12 protein-coding genes and 2 pseudogenes are annotated in these 17548 nt (G+C 44.3%); 2 read left to right on the top strand and 12 right to left on the bottom strand.

Going from position 1 to position 17548, the window contains the following annotated elements; translation table 11 throughout:
• Positions 1 to 7 precede the first annotated feature (7 nt).
• The 11 genes and pseudogenes from EYB58_RS17470 to EYB58_RS17420 all read right to left on the bottom strand — a co-directional run bounded on the left by EYB58_RS17470 (position 8) and on the right by EYB58_RS17420 (position 14255).
• Positions 8 to 1429 carry a hypothetical protein gene (locus tag EYB58_RS17470; RefSeq protein WP_111960118.1) on the bottom strand — a complete coding sequence of 474 codons (1422 nt, stop codon included), beginning with the start codon at positions 1427 to 1429 and terminating at the stop codon, positions 8 to 10.
• Entirely contained in the window at positions 1426 to 5076 is a 3651-nt protein-coding gene (locus tag EYB58_RS17465) for a hypothetical protein (protein ID WP_111960120.1), read from the bottom strand. The genes EYB58_RS17470 and EYB58_RS17465 overlap by 4 nt, the downstream gene beginning before the upstream one ends.
• A gap of 64 nt (positions 5077 to 5140) precedes the next feature.
• Complete coding sequence (locus EYB58_RS17460; protein WP_111960122.1) at positions 5141 to 5896, bottom strand: hypothetical protein; 756 nt, start codon at positions 5894 to 5896, stop codon at positions 5141 to 5143.
• 25 nt (positions 5897 to 5921) lie between these two features.
• Positions 5922 to 6281, bottom strand: coding sequence for a hypothetical protein (locus tag EYB58_RS17455; RefSeq protein ID WP_111960124.1), 360 nt, complete (start codon positions 6279 to 6281; stop codon positions 5922 to 5924).
• Positions 6282 to 6957: 676 nt separating this feature from the next.
• Positions 6958 to 8334: an IS4 family transposase gene (locus EYB58_RS17450; RefSeq protein ID WP_131072014.1), complete on the bottom strand. Its 1377-nt coding sequence runs from the start codon at positions 8332 to 8334 to the stop codon at positions 6958 to 6960.
• Positions 8335 to 9038: 704 nt separating this feature from the next.
• The gene (locus EYB58_RS17445; protein ID WP_146617247.1) at positions 9039 to 9326 is read right to left on the bottom strand and encodes a hypothetical protein; all 288 of its coding nucleotides are present in this window, start codon (positions 9324 to 9326) and stop codon (positions 9039 to 9041) included.
• Positions 9327 to 9399: 73 nt separating this feature from the next.
• Positions 9400 to 9672, bottom strand: a pseudogene (locus EYB58_RS17440) (IS1-like element ISArch17 family transposase); the annotation flags it as partial.
• A 1210-nt stretch (positions 9673 to 10882) separates the two neighbouring features.
• Positions 10883 to 12499, bottom strand: coding sequence for an integrase catalytic domain-containing protein (locus tag EYB58_RS17430; RefSeq protein WP_111960835.1), 1617 nt, complete (start codon positions 12497 to 12499; stop codon positions 10883 to 10885).
• A gap of 134 nt (positions 12500 to 12633) precedes the next feature.
• Positions 12634 to 12948: pseudogene (locus tag EYB58_RS24145) on the bottom strand (IS1-like element ISArch17 family transposase); the annotation flags it as partial.
• A gap of 144 nt (positions 12949 to 13092) precedes the next feature.
• Complete coding sequence (locus tag EYB58_RS17425) at positions 13093 to 13386, bottom strand: hypothetical protein (protein ID WP_111960843.1); 294 nt, start codon at positions 13384 to 13386, stop codon at positions 13093 to 13095.
• A gap of 503 nt (positions 13387 to 13889) precedes the next feature.
• A complete protein-coding gene (locus tag EYB58_RS17420; RefSeq protein ID WP_111960841.1) occupies positions 13890 to 14255 on the bottom strand; it encodes a SpoIIAA family protein in 366 nt (121 codons plus the stop codon).
• A gap of 263 nt (positions 14256 to 14518) precedes the next feature.
• Here EYB58_RS17420 and EYB58_RS17415 point away from each other — a divergent pair, with 263 nt between their 5' ends.
• Positions 14519 to 15949, top strand: coding sequence for a transposase (locus EYB58_RS17415; protein WP_170299865.1), 1431 nt, complete (start codon positions 14519 to 14521; stop codon positions 15947 to 15949).
• 143 nt (positions 15950 to 16092) lie between these two features.
• Here the strand turns inward: EYB58_RS17415 and EYB58_RS17410 are convergent, their stop codons facing one another.
• Positions 16093 to 16434 carry a cupin domain-containing protein gene (locus EYB58_RS17410; protein WP_111957579.1) on the bottom strand — a complete coding sequence of 114 codons (342 nt, stop codon included), beginning with the start codon at positions 16432 to 16434 and terminating at the stop codon, positions 16093 to 16095.
• 232 nt (positions 16435 to 16666) lie between these two features.
• Between EYB58_RS17410 and EYB58_RS17405 the strand changes: the two genes are divergently transcribed.
• Positions 16667 to 17542, top strand: coding sequence for a 1,4-dihydroxy-2-naphthoate polyprenyltransferase (locus EYB58_RS17405; RefSeq protein WP_111957581.1), 876 nt, complete (start codon positions 16667 to 16669; stop codon positions 17540 to 17542).
• Positions 17543 to 17548: the final 6 nt, after the last annotated feature.

Raw genomic sequence — 17548 nt, 5'->3', positions numbered from 1 at the left:
CCCTCGATTAGAATTCCGCCATAATCGGTAAGTGGTCACTGGTAGAACGGATTCGCCCGAAGTTGTTCCAACCGCGAAAAACTTGACGAATTTCTGCTTGGTTCGTTCCATATCGGGGTGCCTGCCATGCGGGTACTGGGTTTGGCGCATTGTAGCAGGGACATAAACAGTCAATTGTAAAATGACCTTGCATCACCGGGGTAAGCCAGACTGGAACTGGCGCCGGCACGACGTTGTAGGGCGAACCGACCACGGGATTGAGAACTGTCGTGTTTGCCAGAGCACCGCCCCTAACGAAAATATTGTCAATGCATTTATATCTGTCACTGACATAACCGTACCCTGGGTAATATCGTTGCGTATGAGCGTCGGACCAGCTCACTGCGTTTTTCTGTTTCGCAAGATGGGTTGCAAAATATTCAAAATATCCGAGGGGAGGGGCAGGCGCGACGAATCCTACCAGCGGTACCGGAGCAACTCCGGTGCCATACCCTAATTGTTGAAAATATTGATATCGTTGGGGCACCACGCCTGCATTGGTGAACAGGTTGAAATTGAAGTCGCCGACAACCACTTTTCGCTCGTTTTCCACTGGCGCATTGGAGATTTCCTGGGTGCATGCAAGGGCAGTCATGTAATTACGCGCCGCGTTATTATTGGCCGGCGCGTGGATGGAGAAAAGGGTGATATTTTCAGCCGCGGCCATCCCGGCAGCCGGCCGAAAAAAGGTAACCATATAGGGTGTACGCGGACCAAGATTACCATCCATGGGTGCTCCCAAGGCGGGCATTCCACCAGGGAGCGGAACCAAGCCGGCACCTGCACTACTGGTAAAACCCGCGACCCTGGCGGCCATTTCGTTTTCATAATAGTTCGAGTTGTAAAGAGAAGCGCCGGGAATCACGCGATTGAGAACCCCCGTTCGGATATACCCATTCCAGCTCGCAGGGAACTGGGATGCAGGAGCCACCAGCGGAGCTGCGAGCCGCGGAAGCGGAACAGCAGACGGTCCGCCGCCAGGCCACCTGTTGGGACCGGTGAAGATTAGATTTGTGCTGTCATAAAGGACGATTACTCCCTCGGTCGGACCGGTATAGAGAGGGGGGACAACCATCCAATTGTTGTTGCCGGTCCATGTTCTGACTTCGTCAACCAAAGATTGGGTGGCGGTGGGGCCGTTGCCGGTTACGAGTGACCCACGACCAGTAACACCGCTTTCCAGCTCGATGATCACCACGATTTCCGGAACGCGATTATTATTTAAAACCAACGCATCGTCCAATACTTGAAAGAAGTAGTTCAGGCGATTTAGTGAGCATTGTGTGAATGGTCCGCCCGCGCGTGTGCCGTCTCGTCTTCTTTTAAGATTCGGTTGCCAGAATTTATTGACCGAAAAGTTCTCTATATTCCAGTATAAAATCCGCGTCATGGCACCAGCTCCTTACCACTCTCTCTGGGCAACGCAGGGAGGGGACCTACGTCGGACAACGTGACCTGCTCTTTATCGGTTGCCTGATAGGCAGCGTACCAGCCAAGGCTCCCGGTGCCGGACGGATCTCCGAAAAGGAAGAAATTGATATTCGCTCCCGGCGGCAGCTTCAGAAGTCCGAGGAAGCTGAGCCCCAGATTGTTGAGCCGCAGCACAAAAGCCTTGTCTATGCCTACGGTCTCTCGGGTAAGGGTGAGGGACGCGATGGAGAGCTTCAAAACACCTTGAATCGAGAGCAGCTTGGCGCCGGGTTTGGCGCCGGGTAACTGGAGACCGACAAAGACGGCGCTTGCAGCGTCATTAGCGACGGTCTCGGGCGACCAGGCAACCAGTATCCGCGATGTGAATCCGGCGCTGGATGCCAGTGCCCCCGGGGTTCCCATGTTGACCTTGTACTCAATGCCGTACCACTCGCCGGAAATCGCCTTTATTTTCGGACTGACCGATATGGGCAGGTAGCCGTAGTCGATGGGCCGTTTCTCCTCCGAGCCCGAGATGAACCCGTCCACCTGCAACGCGAGATCGGTAAAGAGACTGTGTTCCCGAGGTTGGCTTGAGCCCTGATCCAGGGCCAGACGACCGATGTCGAAGCCGAACGTTACCGCATTGGGACAGGAAAGCGACGAGCGCATGCTAATCTCGAAATCAGAAAAGGCAAGCCCCGGCGGATTGACATTATTACCGCCCACGGACACGTCCTTTGCAGGGCCGAAAGAGAGGAGATCAACTTCCTGTTCATTGCTGTCGTTCATTACAGGGAAAACGAAATCTCCCCAGACAAGAAAGCGGCTGAAAAGCGTATTATCGTCGGAATTCGACATGGTATTGAACTGAATTCTCCGAAACGCGACCGTCGGCAGGGCGTTGCTGCTCAGGGAAAAAAGCGTGAGGTCGTCCTGCTCGAATATATACGTCGGGATGCCTCCCTGCTTGATATAACGTCCCTGCAACACCACGGCCTGGGCCGGTAATTGGGTTGTTCCTTGGGAGGCCACGGTTACTCTCGATCCGAAAAGCGTATTGACGGAAAGTTGGACCCGGCTTCTAAAATCGGTCATAAAACCGTTCTCGAACAGGGTCTGCAACTGCAACACCGTAAAACCGACGTCGGAGCCGGGCTCCGTCGGCAGCGGCAACGGCATATCGGCTGGCGCATTTGACGCAACACTCTGTCGGTAGGCCGGAAGCTCGTAGTCGATAAGTCCAAAAAGACTGCTCGGTCCCTTCATCGACAGCACGCCGTTCTCGAGGGTTACCCGGCTGGCGGTCACCCCGAAGTGGTGCGCCTCGAACATTGTTAAATCAATCCCTGCCACCAGCCCCTTGATTTCGTCTGGAAATCCGGAAGGATCGACGGAGGCCCGAAGAACCAGAACGCCGTTCCAGTACGGATCCTGCGCTATTCGGGCAAAATGAGTGTAGAGCTTGTTTCCTTTGGCAGCGTTGTCAATTCCGGTTTTCAAATAGTTCTGCAGAAATGATGACAGACCCGCCAAGGCAATCGACTTGTCGCCGTGGCTGGCAATGGAAAAATCATCGACCCCGACCCATTTGTTCGGATTTTTGACGCGTTCGGCCAGCGCACCGTCGCAGTATTTGAGAATCAGAATGTTATTATAAGCGGTGCTGTTAAGTGAGTCGCCGACTGCGGCGGTCATGCGCCAATCGGCAATCACTACGTCACGATTGAAAGCCGGTGCGCCCAGTTCCGGCACGGTTCCATATTCGTCAAAGGGATTCGGCATGCCGAGGAACTCCGGATTGACGATTACCGACATCAGTTGATTGGTTTGGAAAAGGCTTTGTAACTTTGCGTGGAGATGGGTGAAGCCGAAGTCGACCGCACCTGTCGCCGGCTGTTCGGGGATTGACTTGGCCAGCACCACCTTTTCATAACTTGATTCGAAATCCCCCGAACTTGGGTCCGGAACGGTCACTTCGGCATACAGGCCCTGGGGCGTGGTCGCCTGCCGAACAGTGGGCGCGACGGTGATGGCTCCCGAGCGTTGCGCCAGTTTCATCGCCGCAATATGCTGCGTGCTGACCACATCCAGCAGACGCTTACGTTCGAACGATAGTACCTGGCTCTCGAACGAACCGACCTCCGGGGCCGGAAACGACCGCTTCGCCATCGAAAGCCCCGCATAAGGCACAAAAGGAAACAAAAAAGGCGGATCGGGAGGTGCCGGTTGTGGGATCGCGGAGGGCGTGTCGAGTGGTTGCAACAGGAGCGTCACGTCACCTTTTGCGGCTCCAGAAGACGGCGCATAGAGCGGATTGCCTTCCGGCTGGGCAAGATATGCGGATTGTCCCTGCGGCCCGTTGAGTATCGCCCCCCAAGAAGTCAGGTACCTAGAGGTCAGCCGCGGCCTGGGCCTACTCGAATCGGGATTGTCCAACTTGCTGTCCGGGAAGGGAAACACTGGCGCATAGGCTGATCCATCAGGCTGGAATCGCAAACGATCGAAAGAGCTTCCACTATCATAACTGGAAAGCCGGAAACGTTCGGTTCCAAAAAGTCCGGGCAACAGCATCAGGTTTGCTCCTGACACAACTTCAGGCGCAAGCGCAAAATCGCCGGCCAGCGTCATGTAAACTGAGTCAAGCCTTGCGCCCGCCGCTTGTCGGCTTTGCAGCACGAGCGCCCCACAGTACGGCATCGGCTCGCCATCGGAGTTGATACCATTGAGGGGCACAAGTGCAACCGGGTTGCCGCTGTCGTCACGATACCAGCTCTCGATCGGCTTTTTACTGGTGAACGCGAACAGTGTCCGGTAGCGGCCTACCGCTGGGTTAGAAAGCGGCTCTACAGAGTTGAGCGGATCAATCGGGTCGACTGAACCGGAATAGGGCAATGCGGACAGTGATCCACCGCTGCAAATAACAGGATAAATCTGGCACTGGTCCTCTTCATCGGGAACCGCATATAAATAATGGAACCCCGTTTCAAAATAGGCAATTACACCCGGATTCCCGGCGCGTGAAATAGCGCCCTGCATCGTCAAGGCGCCCGCGTAATTGCCGATAAATGGCAGGATTACGTCGGTATCTTCGGTATCTATTGTTGGCGCATTGTTACCTGTAGGCACCTTAAATGAGATATGAGCTTCGTTGGTTTCCCTGAACCTCAACCCTTGATCGTTCACGTTCACGATCACTTGCTGCGTTATTGAGAGGGTCAATTGGCCCATCTGCAGGTTAAAGTTATTCGCCGTCAATGTGCTGCTAATGCCCGGGAAAAACGTGATGGCCGGTCCGCAAACCGGGTCTTTGGCATTAAGCAACCAGACACAGGCGCTGCCGCTGAACAGCTTGGGCGCTCCGTTGCCGAAATTCTGATTGAGCCACTCCTGAATGGCCGCCACAAATATCTTCGCCGAATCGGTGTCTGTGACAGACGGAGCTGTCGGCGCAAACACATAATACCCGTTGTTGAAGGACGACTTGAAATCGAGCCTCGCCGGGTAGTCTTTGCCGGCGGTGTAAATAAAGCCAACCCAGCCGGGTCCGGGCTGGGCGCCGAGCCCAACCGAGACGCTGTAAAGTGCGCTTTTGAAAATTTGATTGAATACCGGTTGGTCTGCCATTAGTAAAATCCTTCTTGATAATTGTCAGAGCGCAGCACTGCATTTGGTAGCGTCTGTTCAGCTATCAGCGTTGCACTGTTGCATGAGGCAACGACCAATTTGCTACCGATGAGCCTATCGGCGTTCGTGGCGTCGTCTGGGTACTGAATTCCGCTGTTAGAAACAAGAAACCTTTCTCCAGTGCTGTAGGAATATTCAGGCTGATTTGGGTGCCGGCCTCGATCACGACGTCGCCTGCCTTAATCTTGTTTGGCCATTTTTGCACCGGCGCAAGTTGCGTAGCTGTCATGGAAGCAAGCAACCGGCCTCCCAAAAGAAAACTGAAGTCGGCAATATCCGCCGTCACGCTCCGAACAGTTGTCAGAGTTGAAAGTTCAGAGGTAAGCGGAAGAAGGTAATCACCAACCACCGGCTCGCCTTTGGCAGCCCAGCTCGCCAACTGCCCCTTGTACGGATACTTCCCGCTTGCGTCGCTCGCCACGATATCCGCACGCAACGCGGAAAACCGGGGTGATGGCTGGAGATTCAGGAAGATTTCTCCAGTCGCCCGGGCTTGCCTGATGGCTACGTCCAGCCTCATTATCGAATTTGAGTACGTCAGGAGTTGCTTGTCGATGGTTGTTTTAGAAATTACGGCTGTCACGACTGTCTGTCCACGCGATGGATCGACTTGGACGATTAAAGTCAAAGGGCCGATTTTGGCCGGCACCCTTGGAATTGTCGCAAAAGTGTCCGTCAACTCCGTGTTGGTCAATTGACGCGGAGAGAGTTTGCCTGCCGCCTCATTCAGAGGCGGCGGTTTCAGGCTACTTTCTTCCATCGTGGATACCATCGCTGTATGGCAATCAGGAAGAAACCGGCCAGCTGGCGACGACAGCCGTGAAGGGCACCGTTTGGGTTGTCGACATGATCGTCAAATTTGCAGCTACAGAGCCATTCTGCATCGTGGTAGGAATTGTCAACGTAAAAGAGCCACCCTCTTTGATCGTTATTTCCCCAGCCACGATGTCATAAGGAATCGTGATCTTTGGGGCCATCTGCGTCATCGTGCCCGACCACAAGCTCATGCTACCATATATAACCGCAACGCTCGCGTATTGACGGCTATCACCGGTAACGGTGGTCAAGATAGATACACTTGCAGTTATTGGGTATGTAAACGACAGAGGTGCTGTAGCGAGTTTTTTTAGATCAAACATTTCCATTTTTTTCTCCTTAATTTGTGAATTTAGAACTCGGCACATGAGGGCTATTTTTCTCAAGGCAATTTCTGCACGAGTCATGCTTTTTTACGAATCAGTCCCACTATATAAATAGTTGTGGTGCTTAGAATACCATACATCTAATTGGAAGATGGATTTCGATTCTTTTGTATCATTGATCTGAATGGATGTATATCAGGGAAACCCTTAGTTTGTTATTGTTTTTTTATATAACCGACATTGAGCAGACCTAATGTTGGAGAAATTTGATATATGCGGCATGTTGTTTCCCCAAAAAGTCTGATGATTTTTTTATGTAACGAATTCATGCCGTTAATGATGGACTTTTGTGTACCTATGACTGTCGAATGGGAGATAATCACATCCAATCTCAACTTTTTGTCCAAAGTTAAGATTCGATATTTGGGGTATTGCTTTCCAATTTCCAGTTTGAAAAAGTTAATCAATAATAAGCAAAAATGATTTCAAATAGGTGAACCATACTCAACATATTGAACAGGCCGGTTTTCCTGATTTTTAGGGGTTTATCGGATAGGCAGCGGGAGTTGACTTTGTCTATTATGTGTCACCGATAACATTGTGAATAAAGGCGTTGACTACTTTTGATATTGATAATGTCAGTTCAAATATTATTAACTCAACTTTCGGAGGAGTAAATTTACACCCCCAATAATTCCTCAGGCCTACTTGAAAAACCGAAATACTTGAGAGCTTGGCCCATTACCTGATCAAGCATCACTTGAACCATACGCTCGGTAAAATTAAATAATTGCCGAATATTTACCAAAGCTAAACGCATGATCCGCTCCAAAGAAACCATAAAAGACAAATTGGTCATCTCATCGTTACAGGCCCTGAAGAGCTCCCCGAATGATCTCTGATCCATACATTGCCGCTGATAAAGGCTGAGAATATTATACCTGGCAATAACCAGAGATGTATGGCCCACAAGGCCATCGTAATTTCGAATTTGTATTTCCTTCACCAATTTTAAGTGCTGTTTGCACATTTTGAAAAAGACCTCTATATCCCAACGTTTGCCGTACAGACGAATGATTTCTTCATTAGGAAGGGCCAAATCTGTCGACAGGAGTGCAAGCCAGCCACGTTTTTTATCACAGGGAACAAAAATGATTTTTGCCTGCTTGCCGTTGGAAAGAGTAACAATAGCTTGGGCTTTGACTTTTGCTCTTCCTCGTTTTTTCTTCAATTTTCCATAGAGTTCGGACAGCCTAAGCTTTTTGCCTTGATATTCATAAAGCCATTTTGGATGATCTTTCAGCATGCATATGACGTGTATGTATTCCCGCAAATTTGCGATTGCTGACGGCATCGAAAACCAACTGTCCATTAAAATATACTTAGCCCGGACACCCATATCAAGGGCTCTTTTTACCATCGGTACGAGATGGGCTGTGGTTTTTGTAACCGCTTCCTGGCGGCGATGATATCCGCAGGTCCTTTTATCAATATCAGGATTTATTTCATTGTATCGATTCTTTTTGTCTACAGATGATAAAAGGGCAAAATCAAGTCCAAGAAAACTGTTACCGTCAGACCAGCCAAGAGTCAGCATCCGGAATCCTTTGATGTACTTCATATCTGTATGATCAAACACCCGGGATAAAAGCTCGACTTTTTTAGAACGGTTTCTGCTATAGGTAGAATCGTCGAAGATAAGAACTTCTTCAGAAGAATCATCAAGGAGCTTTCTGATGATAAAATAAATTCGGCGGCAGAGCTGAAGGGTAAACCGCCGCCAGTTATATGTTGGAGAGTTCAAAAAATTGTAAGCGGCGTCCTTATCGACATCAACTTTTTTATTTTTCACAATGCCCTGGTATAAATTCTTGTTGTGAAATGCCAAGTTAAATAGGGCTGTGAAAATGGCAAGCGGTGAGGCTCCTTTGGTTTTAACGATTCCTGATTGATTCAATAACTTACCAATTTTGAATTTTGTAAAATAATCATTGAGTACGCCGATTTGTTCTGAATTTGTCATTTGATTTTCTACGTTGGTAAGGGTAGTATTCATTTTGGCGAATTTCCTTTGTATGAAATGTTTGTTTAGTGGTAAACAAAGCGTATCATATAAAGTGAAATTCGTCAATTTAAATAATAAAATCAGTTTGTTGTGTTTTTATTCACTATCATTTTTAATCACCGAAAGTTGAGTTATTAACGTATAAACAGAGCCCGGATTAAATTATTCCGAACCGCTACACTTACTCATTCTCTTATTCAGGTCGTTGTTGAATCCAAGAGGAATATAGTTCGTATTCTTTTCCGGTCCGCCTCCGGTCCTTTAGAAATGATTTTTTTGGAAGCTGAAAAAGAATTGAATCTTATTTTGGATTATATTGTTTCCGTTTCGAGTGACGCAAAATTGATTTTTTCACACATCGTTTCGAACTGTTTTGTGAAATGAAAAAATGCTTAAAAATGAAGTTCAGAAATGGAAAATTCGTTATCGAAAAGAATGTTAGTGTCATGTTCTTCTAATCCGTAGGCCACAGGTTCGAATCCTGTCGGGCGCACCACCAACAGCAAGGCTCTTGGGAAATTCTCACAAGGGCTTTTTTTGTGTCTCCGGTCCTCTTCCGGTTTTTTGGGAATTTTGGTTGTTCCAATTGGGGATACATATCAAGTTCGCAGAAAGCAAGAAAACAAAAAATGACGTTGAGAATCCCCTTTTTCATGAACGGGATTGAAACGGATTCAATCCTATTCTAACGTTACTTATTCACCCAGAATTTGGATTATCGCAATATTGTTTATCGGTACAATACGTTTTTTGATCTGGGTTGAAAAGAAAATGTATTTCCTTGCCTTTACATTTTTCAATAATAGATGCGTCCCTGTTTCCGACAAACCAGCAACATCCGCTTTTAAAAACGCCTTGGTATTCAGTGCAGAATCTTTTTCCTTGAATACCAGTTTAACCTTTTTGCCCACCAGATTGAGGTAGTCACCAACTTTTTCCAATTTGAGCAGCCCGTCTATTTTGAATTGCGCTTTTTTTGTCATGAGATAGCCTTTGTTTTTGGCTCTCCAATATTTTCCGTGGTTGTAATTTGAGTTTAGTTCGGAGACAATAATTGTCTAAAATGTTATTTGAAGTTTCAGGGTGAACAGGGCATGTTGTTTGATCTTTGGGTTTTTTCCGACCTTTTTTATGAGCCTGAGAACCTTTGTTTTTGACTCTGACAATGACGCCTTTTTTTAAAGTTTTTCGGGGTCGTCCAACTTTACCGGTCCTTAAAAATTCATGACAAATTTCAAAGAGGATTTTACCATATCGGCGTTCATCATCTGTTACCAGGGTAAGGTCTTCAGTTTTTTCGATGAGCTCAACCAGCCGTTCAATTCTATTGCGGGTGATGAACGTCAATTATAATTCCCGCCCGTATTGCCTCATGAATAAATCATACCATACCTGATTTGTTGCCTCACGAATAATGTTACCGACAAGAGGGTATTATTTCTGGGTTATTATTCAATTTTTAACATACTGACTTCTGTATTAAAATCAAACTTTTTTATTACGTTGCCTTTTTGTATTTTCAGGTTGATATGAAGTGGACCCAATGTCAAGACCGATTTTGACTTTTTTTAAGTTACATTTTTCTATAATCCTTTGTCAAATTTGATGATAACGACCTTCTTTCTTGCCAGATTACCCTTGCTATTTTGATTTCTATCCCGCTATCTCGTGTTTCAGCAGCTTTTTTCCTTCAAATCCCACGCCCCTAAAAAGGGATAAGCGGAGCGAGTCAATGTTTTTTTCGGAGGGTCCGAAAATCTTTTTTTCCTTCCAGGGCTTTTTTCGGTGAAGTATGATTTTGGTTAAACCATGGCATTTGTAAGCGGCCAAGGGAAAAAGATTTTTGGAAACCGAAAAAAACATTGACTCGTGTAGTGCTCCCTTAAAAAAGGGGCTGGTATTTGAAGGTAAAAAGCATATTAAACCAAGCCTTTCTGTTTTGACCTGGGCCTAATCCGGAGCGCAGCGGAGTCCAGTTGCTTTCAGATTCTAAATCTGAAACCCCCGGTAGGGTCCCCCTGAAGGGGTCGCACCATAGTGCGAAACAAATATTCCGTAGGGCTGCCAAGGGTATCAGTCTTTCTTCATTTTTCTGGTTGATACTTAAAACCGGCTTCAATCAATATAGATTCCAAAACTATCCCAACCTCACCTCTTCTTTTGAGCTCATCAAGCATCTACTGCTGAATTCGAGCGTTCACGCGAACTCGCTTTAGATGTGCCGGCAACTTCGGTTTTAGTTTTCCTCTATATCCGCCACGCATATCCTCTCCTTTTTAATATAAATGCTTCAAGAGTGTCGCCAATTCAGCGCTTTAGATAACTGTAATACGCTTTACAAAAAAAATAGGTGATTTTTGCATAAAAAATGACAGTTTATCATCCCTTTGATATTAAAGGGGATTTTCCACTAAGCCGGCCCTGTCATGTGTTACGATGATGCTTTCTGATGGTACAGGATGAATATCATCATCTTTTTTTTTCATTATTTTAGCACCATAGCACTGACATTGTTTATATAGTTCCAAACGTACCGTTATTATACAGTAAGCTTTCCCTTTTCCATTTTTTGGGTATCCACTGTTATAGCTTTGAGGTCCCCGATTCTGGTATCTTCAGCCAAAGGATTACGTTTTAAAAGATTATCATCATATGTAATAATGGCTTTTTCCCTCCAGGCTTTGACCCGCCGCTGTAAAGTCCTCAGCTGCCCCTTTGTGTATTGTCCTGGATATTTTTCCTGAAGTTTTGAAAGCATTGATTTGGCGGTCTTTTCAGGATCATTCTCCAACCATGAACAGACCTCATCCCAAGCATCTTCAAAAGGATCCTTCCTGGTTCGCCACCAGTGCTTGGCACGCGGTTTTTCCGTTTTCCTATACTGCCTCCTTTTTATAATGCCAGGTTCTAAAATCAAATTGTCATTGTTTTTTTCAGTAGGCTCTTCCGTAGTTAATGGTAATTTAAAACCGTATAGAGGCTGCCTATCTTCATTTTTACCGGAGGAAGGTTGTTTCGCCAAAGTTACATGTTTCCACAGCGCATCCTGTAAAAACTGAATTTGCTTTAACAGAAGAACCGGATCCAAAGAATAGTTTACCAATTCCAGCTTTTCATTTGTTTCCTTTTGGATCTGGACGGCTTGTTTCAACCTTTGAAATGGGGTTTGTGCAGCATCATATGTTTTCTTTATTTTGCTGTTATCTCGCCATTTTTTTTTCAGCTTCATTGAAGGTTGGAAGAAATTCACATAAAGGCGTACTGCCCGATATAACTCAGAGAGTTGCATATAAGCATGGTGACCTTCAAAACGATCGTACCCGACTATCTGCCTTACAACTATTCCGTTTTTCTGCTCAACATAACACTGATCGTTTTTCTTATATGCTCTTCCCCTGGTAAAAGTTATCTTTTCTTTTTCGCAATAACGGATCAATTCAGTATTGATGAACTCAGTTCCGTTATCAGTATCAATCCCTAATATTGGAAAAGGTATCAATTCCTGGGCTTTATCCAAAGCATGAATAACAGCAGAACCACTGCGGTATGGTAGAGCAATACACTCGACCCAACCTGTGGCGATATCTGTCAAAACCAATGTATAAAGAAATTCTCCTTCCATGCTCCAGCCACAATGTGCTACCAGGTCAGCCTCAAAAAAACCAGGCTCATCTTCCTCCCAATCAGTAAATGTTCTTATCGGAATCTGATGTTTAAGAAGTTTTCCGGGTTTGGTTGTACTCATATTCAGGCCATTGTTTCTTATTGGTTTTAAAATTCGGTCAATCGTTGCGGGGCTTATTGAAATAAGTTGAGAACGGGTTTCGTCGTTAAGTTCAAGGTGTCCGTAACGTTCCAAAGTCGGCACCAGATCCTTCAAAAACGGGGCAAGCCTTTTTGAGGCGATATAGTTTGAAGCCGCCCAGGCAATTTTCAATGCTTCTTGAACGTCACTGTTATAAATTCTTGGCCGTGGCTTTTTAATTCTTCTCACAACCGGTAACTCTTTTAAAGACAGTAACCGGATTGCATATTTACGCGAGTATCCAGTTGCTAAAATGAATTCGTTCAAAATAACTGATTTGTGCTTCTTATTTTCTTCCCTATATCGGGGAGCAACATTTGCCAACAATTCTCTTTTTGCTTGAAAACTCATTAGTGACCTCACAATCTACCCTCCACATATTTTTATAATCTGTTTTGGGTAACATTATTCGTGAGGCAATAGATACAGTGCGGTTACATTTTGTGCGATTCAATGCGAGGGGAAAAAATAATTGTCGTTGATCATGCGGGAGTATTTTTATTAACTTTTGTATAAAATTCATCGCCTTCAATAACTGACTGGATGAATGAGTGTGACATTTAATAGATAAGCAACGTATGCTTTAAGCCAAAAAATTTTTCCCCAAGAAATGAGACTGTTTTTAGCACTGACAGGTGTTCTTAGGCCTTCCAAGAAAGTATTTTTTGTTTCTGAAAATGGCGATCCACAGGAAATGCAAAGACGCATTTGTCGACCGCCACCACAAGTGTATTATAACTATAGTCAAACCGGATATTTTCAGACGAGCAATCAGGGCGTTTACATGCAAACAGGGTCATAATCTACTCCTTACCATATCAATTTAGAATGGCCGTAACCTACACTCTTTTCATGAGCTTGTAAAGCTACCTTATTTAATATTTCCAAATAGATACATTTCTTATTAAACTGAACCAGTCCCCTTTATGCTCCTCTGGTTAATTTTAATAAATCGGATAAAAATGGTTTAAATCAACCGTCCACATTGGCAGATGATCGCTACTGTCAAAACCTTTTTTAAGCCATAATCCGGGGAAACCGTTATTTGTAGGTTTGCTTAATCTGATAAAACATTCGCAGATATACAGCCAACCGTCTTTACCGATCAGCGGAGAACCTTTTGATGTTTTGATTTGTTCCCAGTCTGGCAAAATCAGTTTATAAAGGTCAATCAAGGCTTCTTCAGTATCTTTGCACTGTTTAAAGATATGGTCAACTTGCTCTTTTTTTATTTCCATGACACCTCCATATCAATGATGTTTTCAACTTTAACTTCCTGGCTTAAATCTCAAAATTTTTTATTCTTAATAATAGTTCTAACGCAATATAAGTACCATTATTAAAACTTCTTTATATACAGAATGTTATGATTTTATGTGGGTAAGGGAGGGGGTGGTATTCGATAATTAATTATCGAATTATTAAGTAAAAAAAGTAATATAATATTGACAATTATGCCAATCATTAAATGTAGCGGCTCGGAATAAAAAAAACCAGTACCCAGAGCTTGGAATAATTCCGTTTTTGGGTTCTGATTATACGTTAATAAGATTTGAATCTGTCACATCAATATCAGAAGTAGTCAACGCCCCCATCCATCGTTATTGCCGGCCATGACCAGCGCTCACTCTGGAAGCACTGGTAGTACTAAAGTTTAGTAAACGGGGAAATCTGACCCAACAGGATGCTGCTGAAACAGTTCAACGCTTTTTCAATGAATTGTCTGATGCTTTAACATGTATTAACCATTTTTCAAAAATTTAAGCGCTTGGTCTTTCTCTTCCTTTGGAAACCCTCTCATTTCAATACCCTTAAAAAGTTTACCCTCCAAATCCACAAGCTTATGAATCCATTTTTTATGCGTGACGACGGCAATTCTACTGAAATGGGACAGCCCAACTTCAAGAAAGAACTTAAATTTGTCTATCAGCGCGTCGAAGTCTGCTCCGCCGATACTCACAACTTCCTGATAAACTATCAGTTTTTCATTCTTCTCGATTTTTTCTTTAAAAACAGCAAGAACTGTTTTCATTTCTTCTTCTGTGATCTTGCCTTCTATTCGATAAGCGATGGCATCGGCCATGCCAATATCTATCATTTCTATCATTTAGGCAATCCTATTTTGATGTTTTTGGATTGGTACTAATCTTCTTTTATCATATACGATATATGCTAAAACTCGATGATCCAGTTTTTTTGAGGGAAGAACAGGTAATCAGTATTGAAAAATGCAAAGGCTGGTCAAGTCGATGCTATAATACCAATTTTCCAAACTGATATCTCACTCATCGGTTGGCCAGCCTTCAATGAGCAGAGTAAAATAAATGTTATTTGAATACAATAGTTCAATTGCAGTATAACACCTCATTTATGAAAATAAGGAATGAGGCGGATGTGTTAATAAATAAGCTGTTGCCGTTTGTTGAAAAGTATACTGATTCACTGAATACTGAATTAACACAGTCATCCCCAGGAATGACCTTAAGCAAATCACAAAAATTCTGGCTGGGTTTCTGCATCACTGGAATCATCTTGACCAGCAGCATCAATTGGGCTGCTTTTTCACGTATCAGTGTGGGATTGTATAAAACTACAGCTCTTTCCTGGATGTTTCGCCATTCTAAAATTGCTTGGGAGCATCTGTTTCATCTCAGCCTTAAAATTATTTTCAAAGTATATGGCATTACCAAAGGTGTTGTCAGTATTGATGATTCCGATAAAAAGCGTAGTAAATGCACAACAAAAATTTTTGGAGTCCACAAAATAAAAGACAAATCAACGGGTGGTTTTTGCATGGGGCAAGGCTTAGTATTTTTGGTGTTGATAACACCAAAACTCAGCTTTCCAATTGGCTACGCCTTTCATATTCCTGATCCAAAAATCAGCGAATGGACCAAGGAGGATAAAAGATTAAAAAAGGCTGGCGTACCAAAATCAGAACGCCCAAAAAAACCGGTGCGCTCAGAAGAATATCCTACCATTCCAATGATTGCCAAGGCTCTTTTAAAAATATTTGTAGAGAAACACCCGGAAATAAAAATAGAAGCGATTGTTGCAGATGCCTTATATGGGAATGCTGAGTTCATGGATGAAGCGTCTAAAATTGCAGGAAACGCCCAAGTTATCAGCCAAATAAGGTACAATCAAAATATTTTACTCAAGAGCGATAAAAAATCAGTTGAAACATATTTTAAAAATATTCAACCAATTCAAAAGACCATACATGTACGTGGAGGTAAAGAGGTTGTTGTACTCATTAAAAGTGCCAGAATACATGTGTGTGCTCATAAGAAAAAAAGATTTGTCATTGCAATAAAATACATTGGAGAAAAGGACTATCGGTATCTTGCCGCTTCGGATCTGACCTGGCGATATCCTGATATCATAGACGCATTTACACTCAGATGGTTAGTAGAGGTTTTTATTCAAGACCATAAGACGAATGAAGGCTGGGGAAATTTGACCAAACAACCTGATGAAGACGGGTCTTACAGAAGTTTGACCCTGAGTCTGTTGGTTGATCATTGTCTCCTGCTTCATCCTGACCAGGTGGCCTCGATAAATAACAAACTGCACGCAAGAACTGTTGGCAGCCTATGTGACACCGTCAAAGTTGACTGCATCTTATCCTTTGTCGAACAAATCATTCATAGTGATGACCCAGAATCCCATTTCAAGCAGATCTCGGTATTTTTAAAAGAGCATTTTGTAAAGGCAAACGATTCTCAAAAGCACATGAATCTAAATTCTTGGGGGAATTATCAATCCGCCCCATCATTAAAATACAAAGCATTCTGTTAGCATGGGGATAATAACTGCCAGCGAGGTCTCATGTCAATTTTTAAAAACTGGATCATCGAGTAAAAGCAAACATAATAAGAAGATTGATATCGATTCTACCCTACTCTTATTTCCTGGTTCTTGACTTTATAAAAGGTATCCGGTCAAAAGAGAGTGTCAACAATAAGAGAGTTACAATAAAAAACAGCTAACCAAATGGTTATGTTATTAGGATCGGTTCGAATGACCTTATGTTTTGTATGAGCCGGAATGTTGAGATAATCCCCTTTATTTAAAACTCGTTCAATTCCGTTTTCGAATAGAATTGTACCAGAACCTTCTAATACAATCACCCACTCATTTTCATCTTGGCTATACCAACCGAATTCAGGCGAAGTATGACCCAAAGAAACAATACGTTCTATCCGAATATTTTCCCCTTTGATCAAATCAGTAAAGTGTTCAGCCGCCAAGTTATCAGGGATATTTTCAAACAGGTTAGCCATTAAAAGCCCCAATATTTAAATTTTAAAATCAACTTTATCAAAGAATATCTTTCTTGCCTCGTGCGTACTCAGCAAAATCCATCCCAGCTTATACCGAATTTATCCATTAGGGGCTGTGATTTCAATACTAAATTAGACATTTCAGTCCCCGGCTTGACAAACCGACTGCAACCAGCGTATTTGCTTTGCTATTATTTATTAAAAGATTACAAGAAAACAGGTGGAACATATTATGAATCTATACCACTGGTGGCTGGCCATCCGGCCTAGAACCCTTCCGGCAGCGGCTTGCCCGGTTGTCGTTGGCGCGGCCTGCGCTACTTCTGATCACAAATTTTCAACACTGATGTTTGCAGCAGCCTTAACCGGCGCATTATTGATCCAGATATCCGTGAACTTGGCCAATGATTATTTTGATTTTCTGCACCAGATTGACACCCCGGATCGGAAAGGCCCCAAGCGCATGACTCAAAGCGGTCTGATTCCCCCTGAGACCGTTCGAAACGCATTCATACTGACCATGCTGCTGGCCTTGGGCTTAGGTTCCTTTTTAATTATCAAGGGAGGGGTAGTGATCCTGTATATTGTGATCGCCTCTCTTCTCGGGATTCTCTTTTACAGTGCCGGTCCCTTTCCCATTGCGTCTAACGGCCTTGGCGAGGTGTTTGTATTTATTTTTTTTGGACCGGTGGCAGTACTCGGTACCTATTATCTCATGGCAGGAGGAGTGACAACAGCGGTTTTCATAGCATCTGTTCCTGTCGGCCTTTTGGTCACAGCCATTATCGTGGTCAACAATCTAAGAGATATCGTAACAGATGCCGGCGCGGGCAAGCGGACCCTGGCTGTAATCCTCGGTCCTTGGCGTACCAAGGTGGAATTTGTGTTTCTGGTCCTTTTTTCCTTTTTGATCCCCTGTCTAATGTTTGCCTCGGGCCGCTGGTCCTGGGTCATTCTGTTGCCCCTGGCTGTTTTCTGGAAATCCTATCCCCTATTTAAAATCATTTTTGAACAGGATGGAAAAATTCTTAACCTGGCGCTTGCAGAAACCGCAAAGCTTGCGCTGATGTTCAGTGCGCTTTTTGCCATGGGAATTATGATTGGATAACAGCTT

This window comes from Desulfobacter hydrogenophilus (genome assembly GCF_004319545.1).
In the GTDB taxonomy this organism is placed as follows: Bacteria; Desulfobacterota; Desulfobacteria; order Desulfobacterales; family Desulfobacteraceae; genus Desulfobacter; species Desulfobacter hydrogenophilus.
The sequence above is the reverse complement of the archived record's forward strand: the minus strand, read 5'-3'. Positions and strand labels throughout refer to the sequence as shown.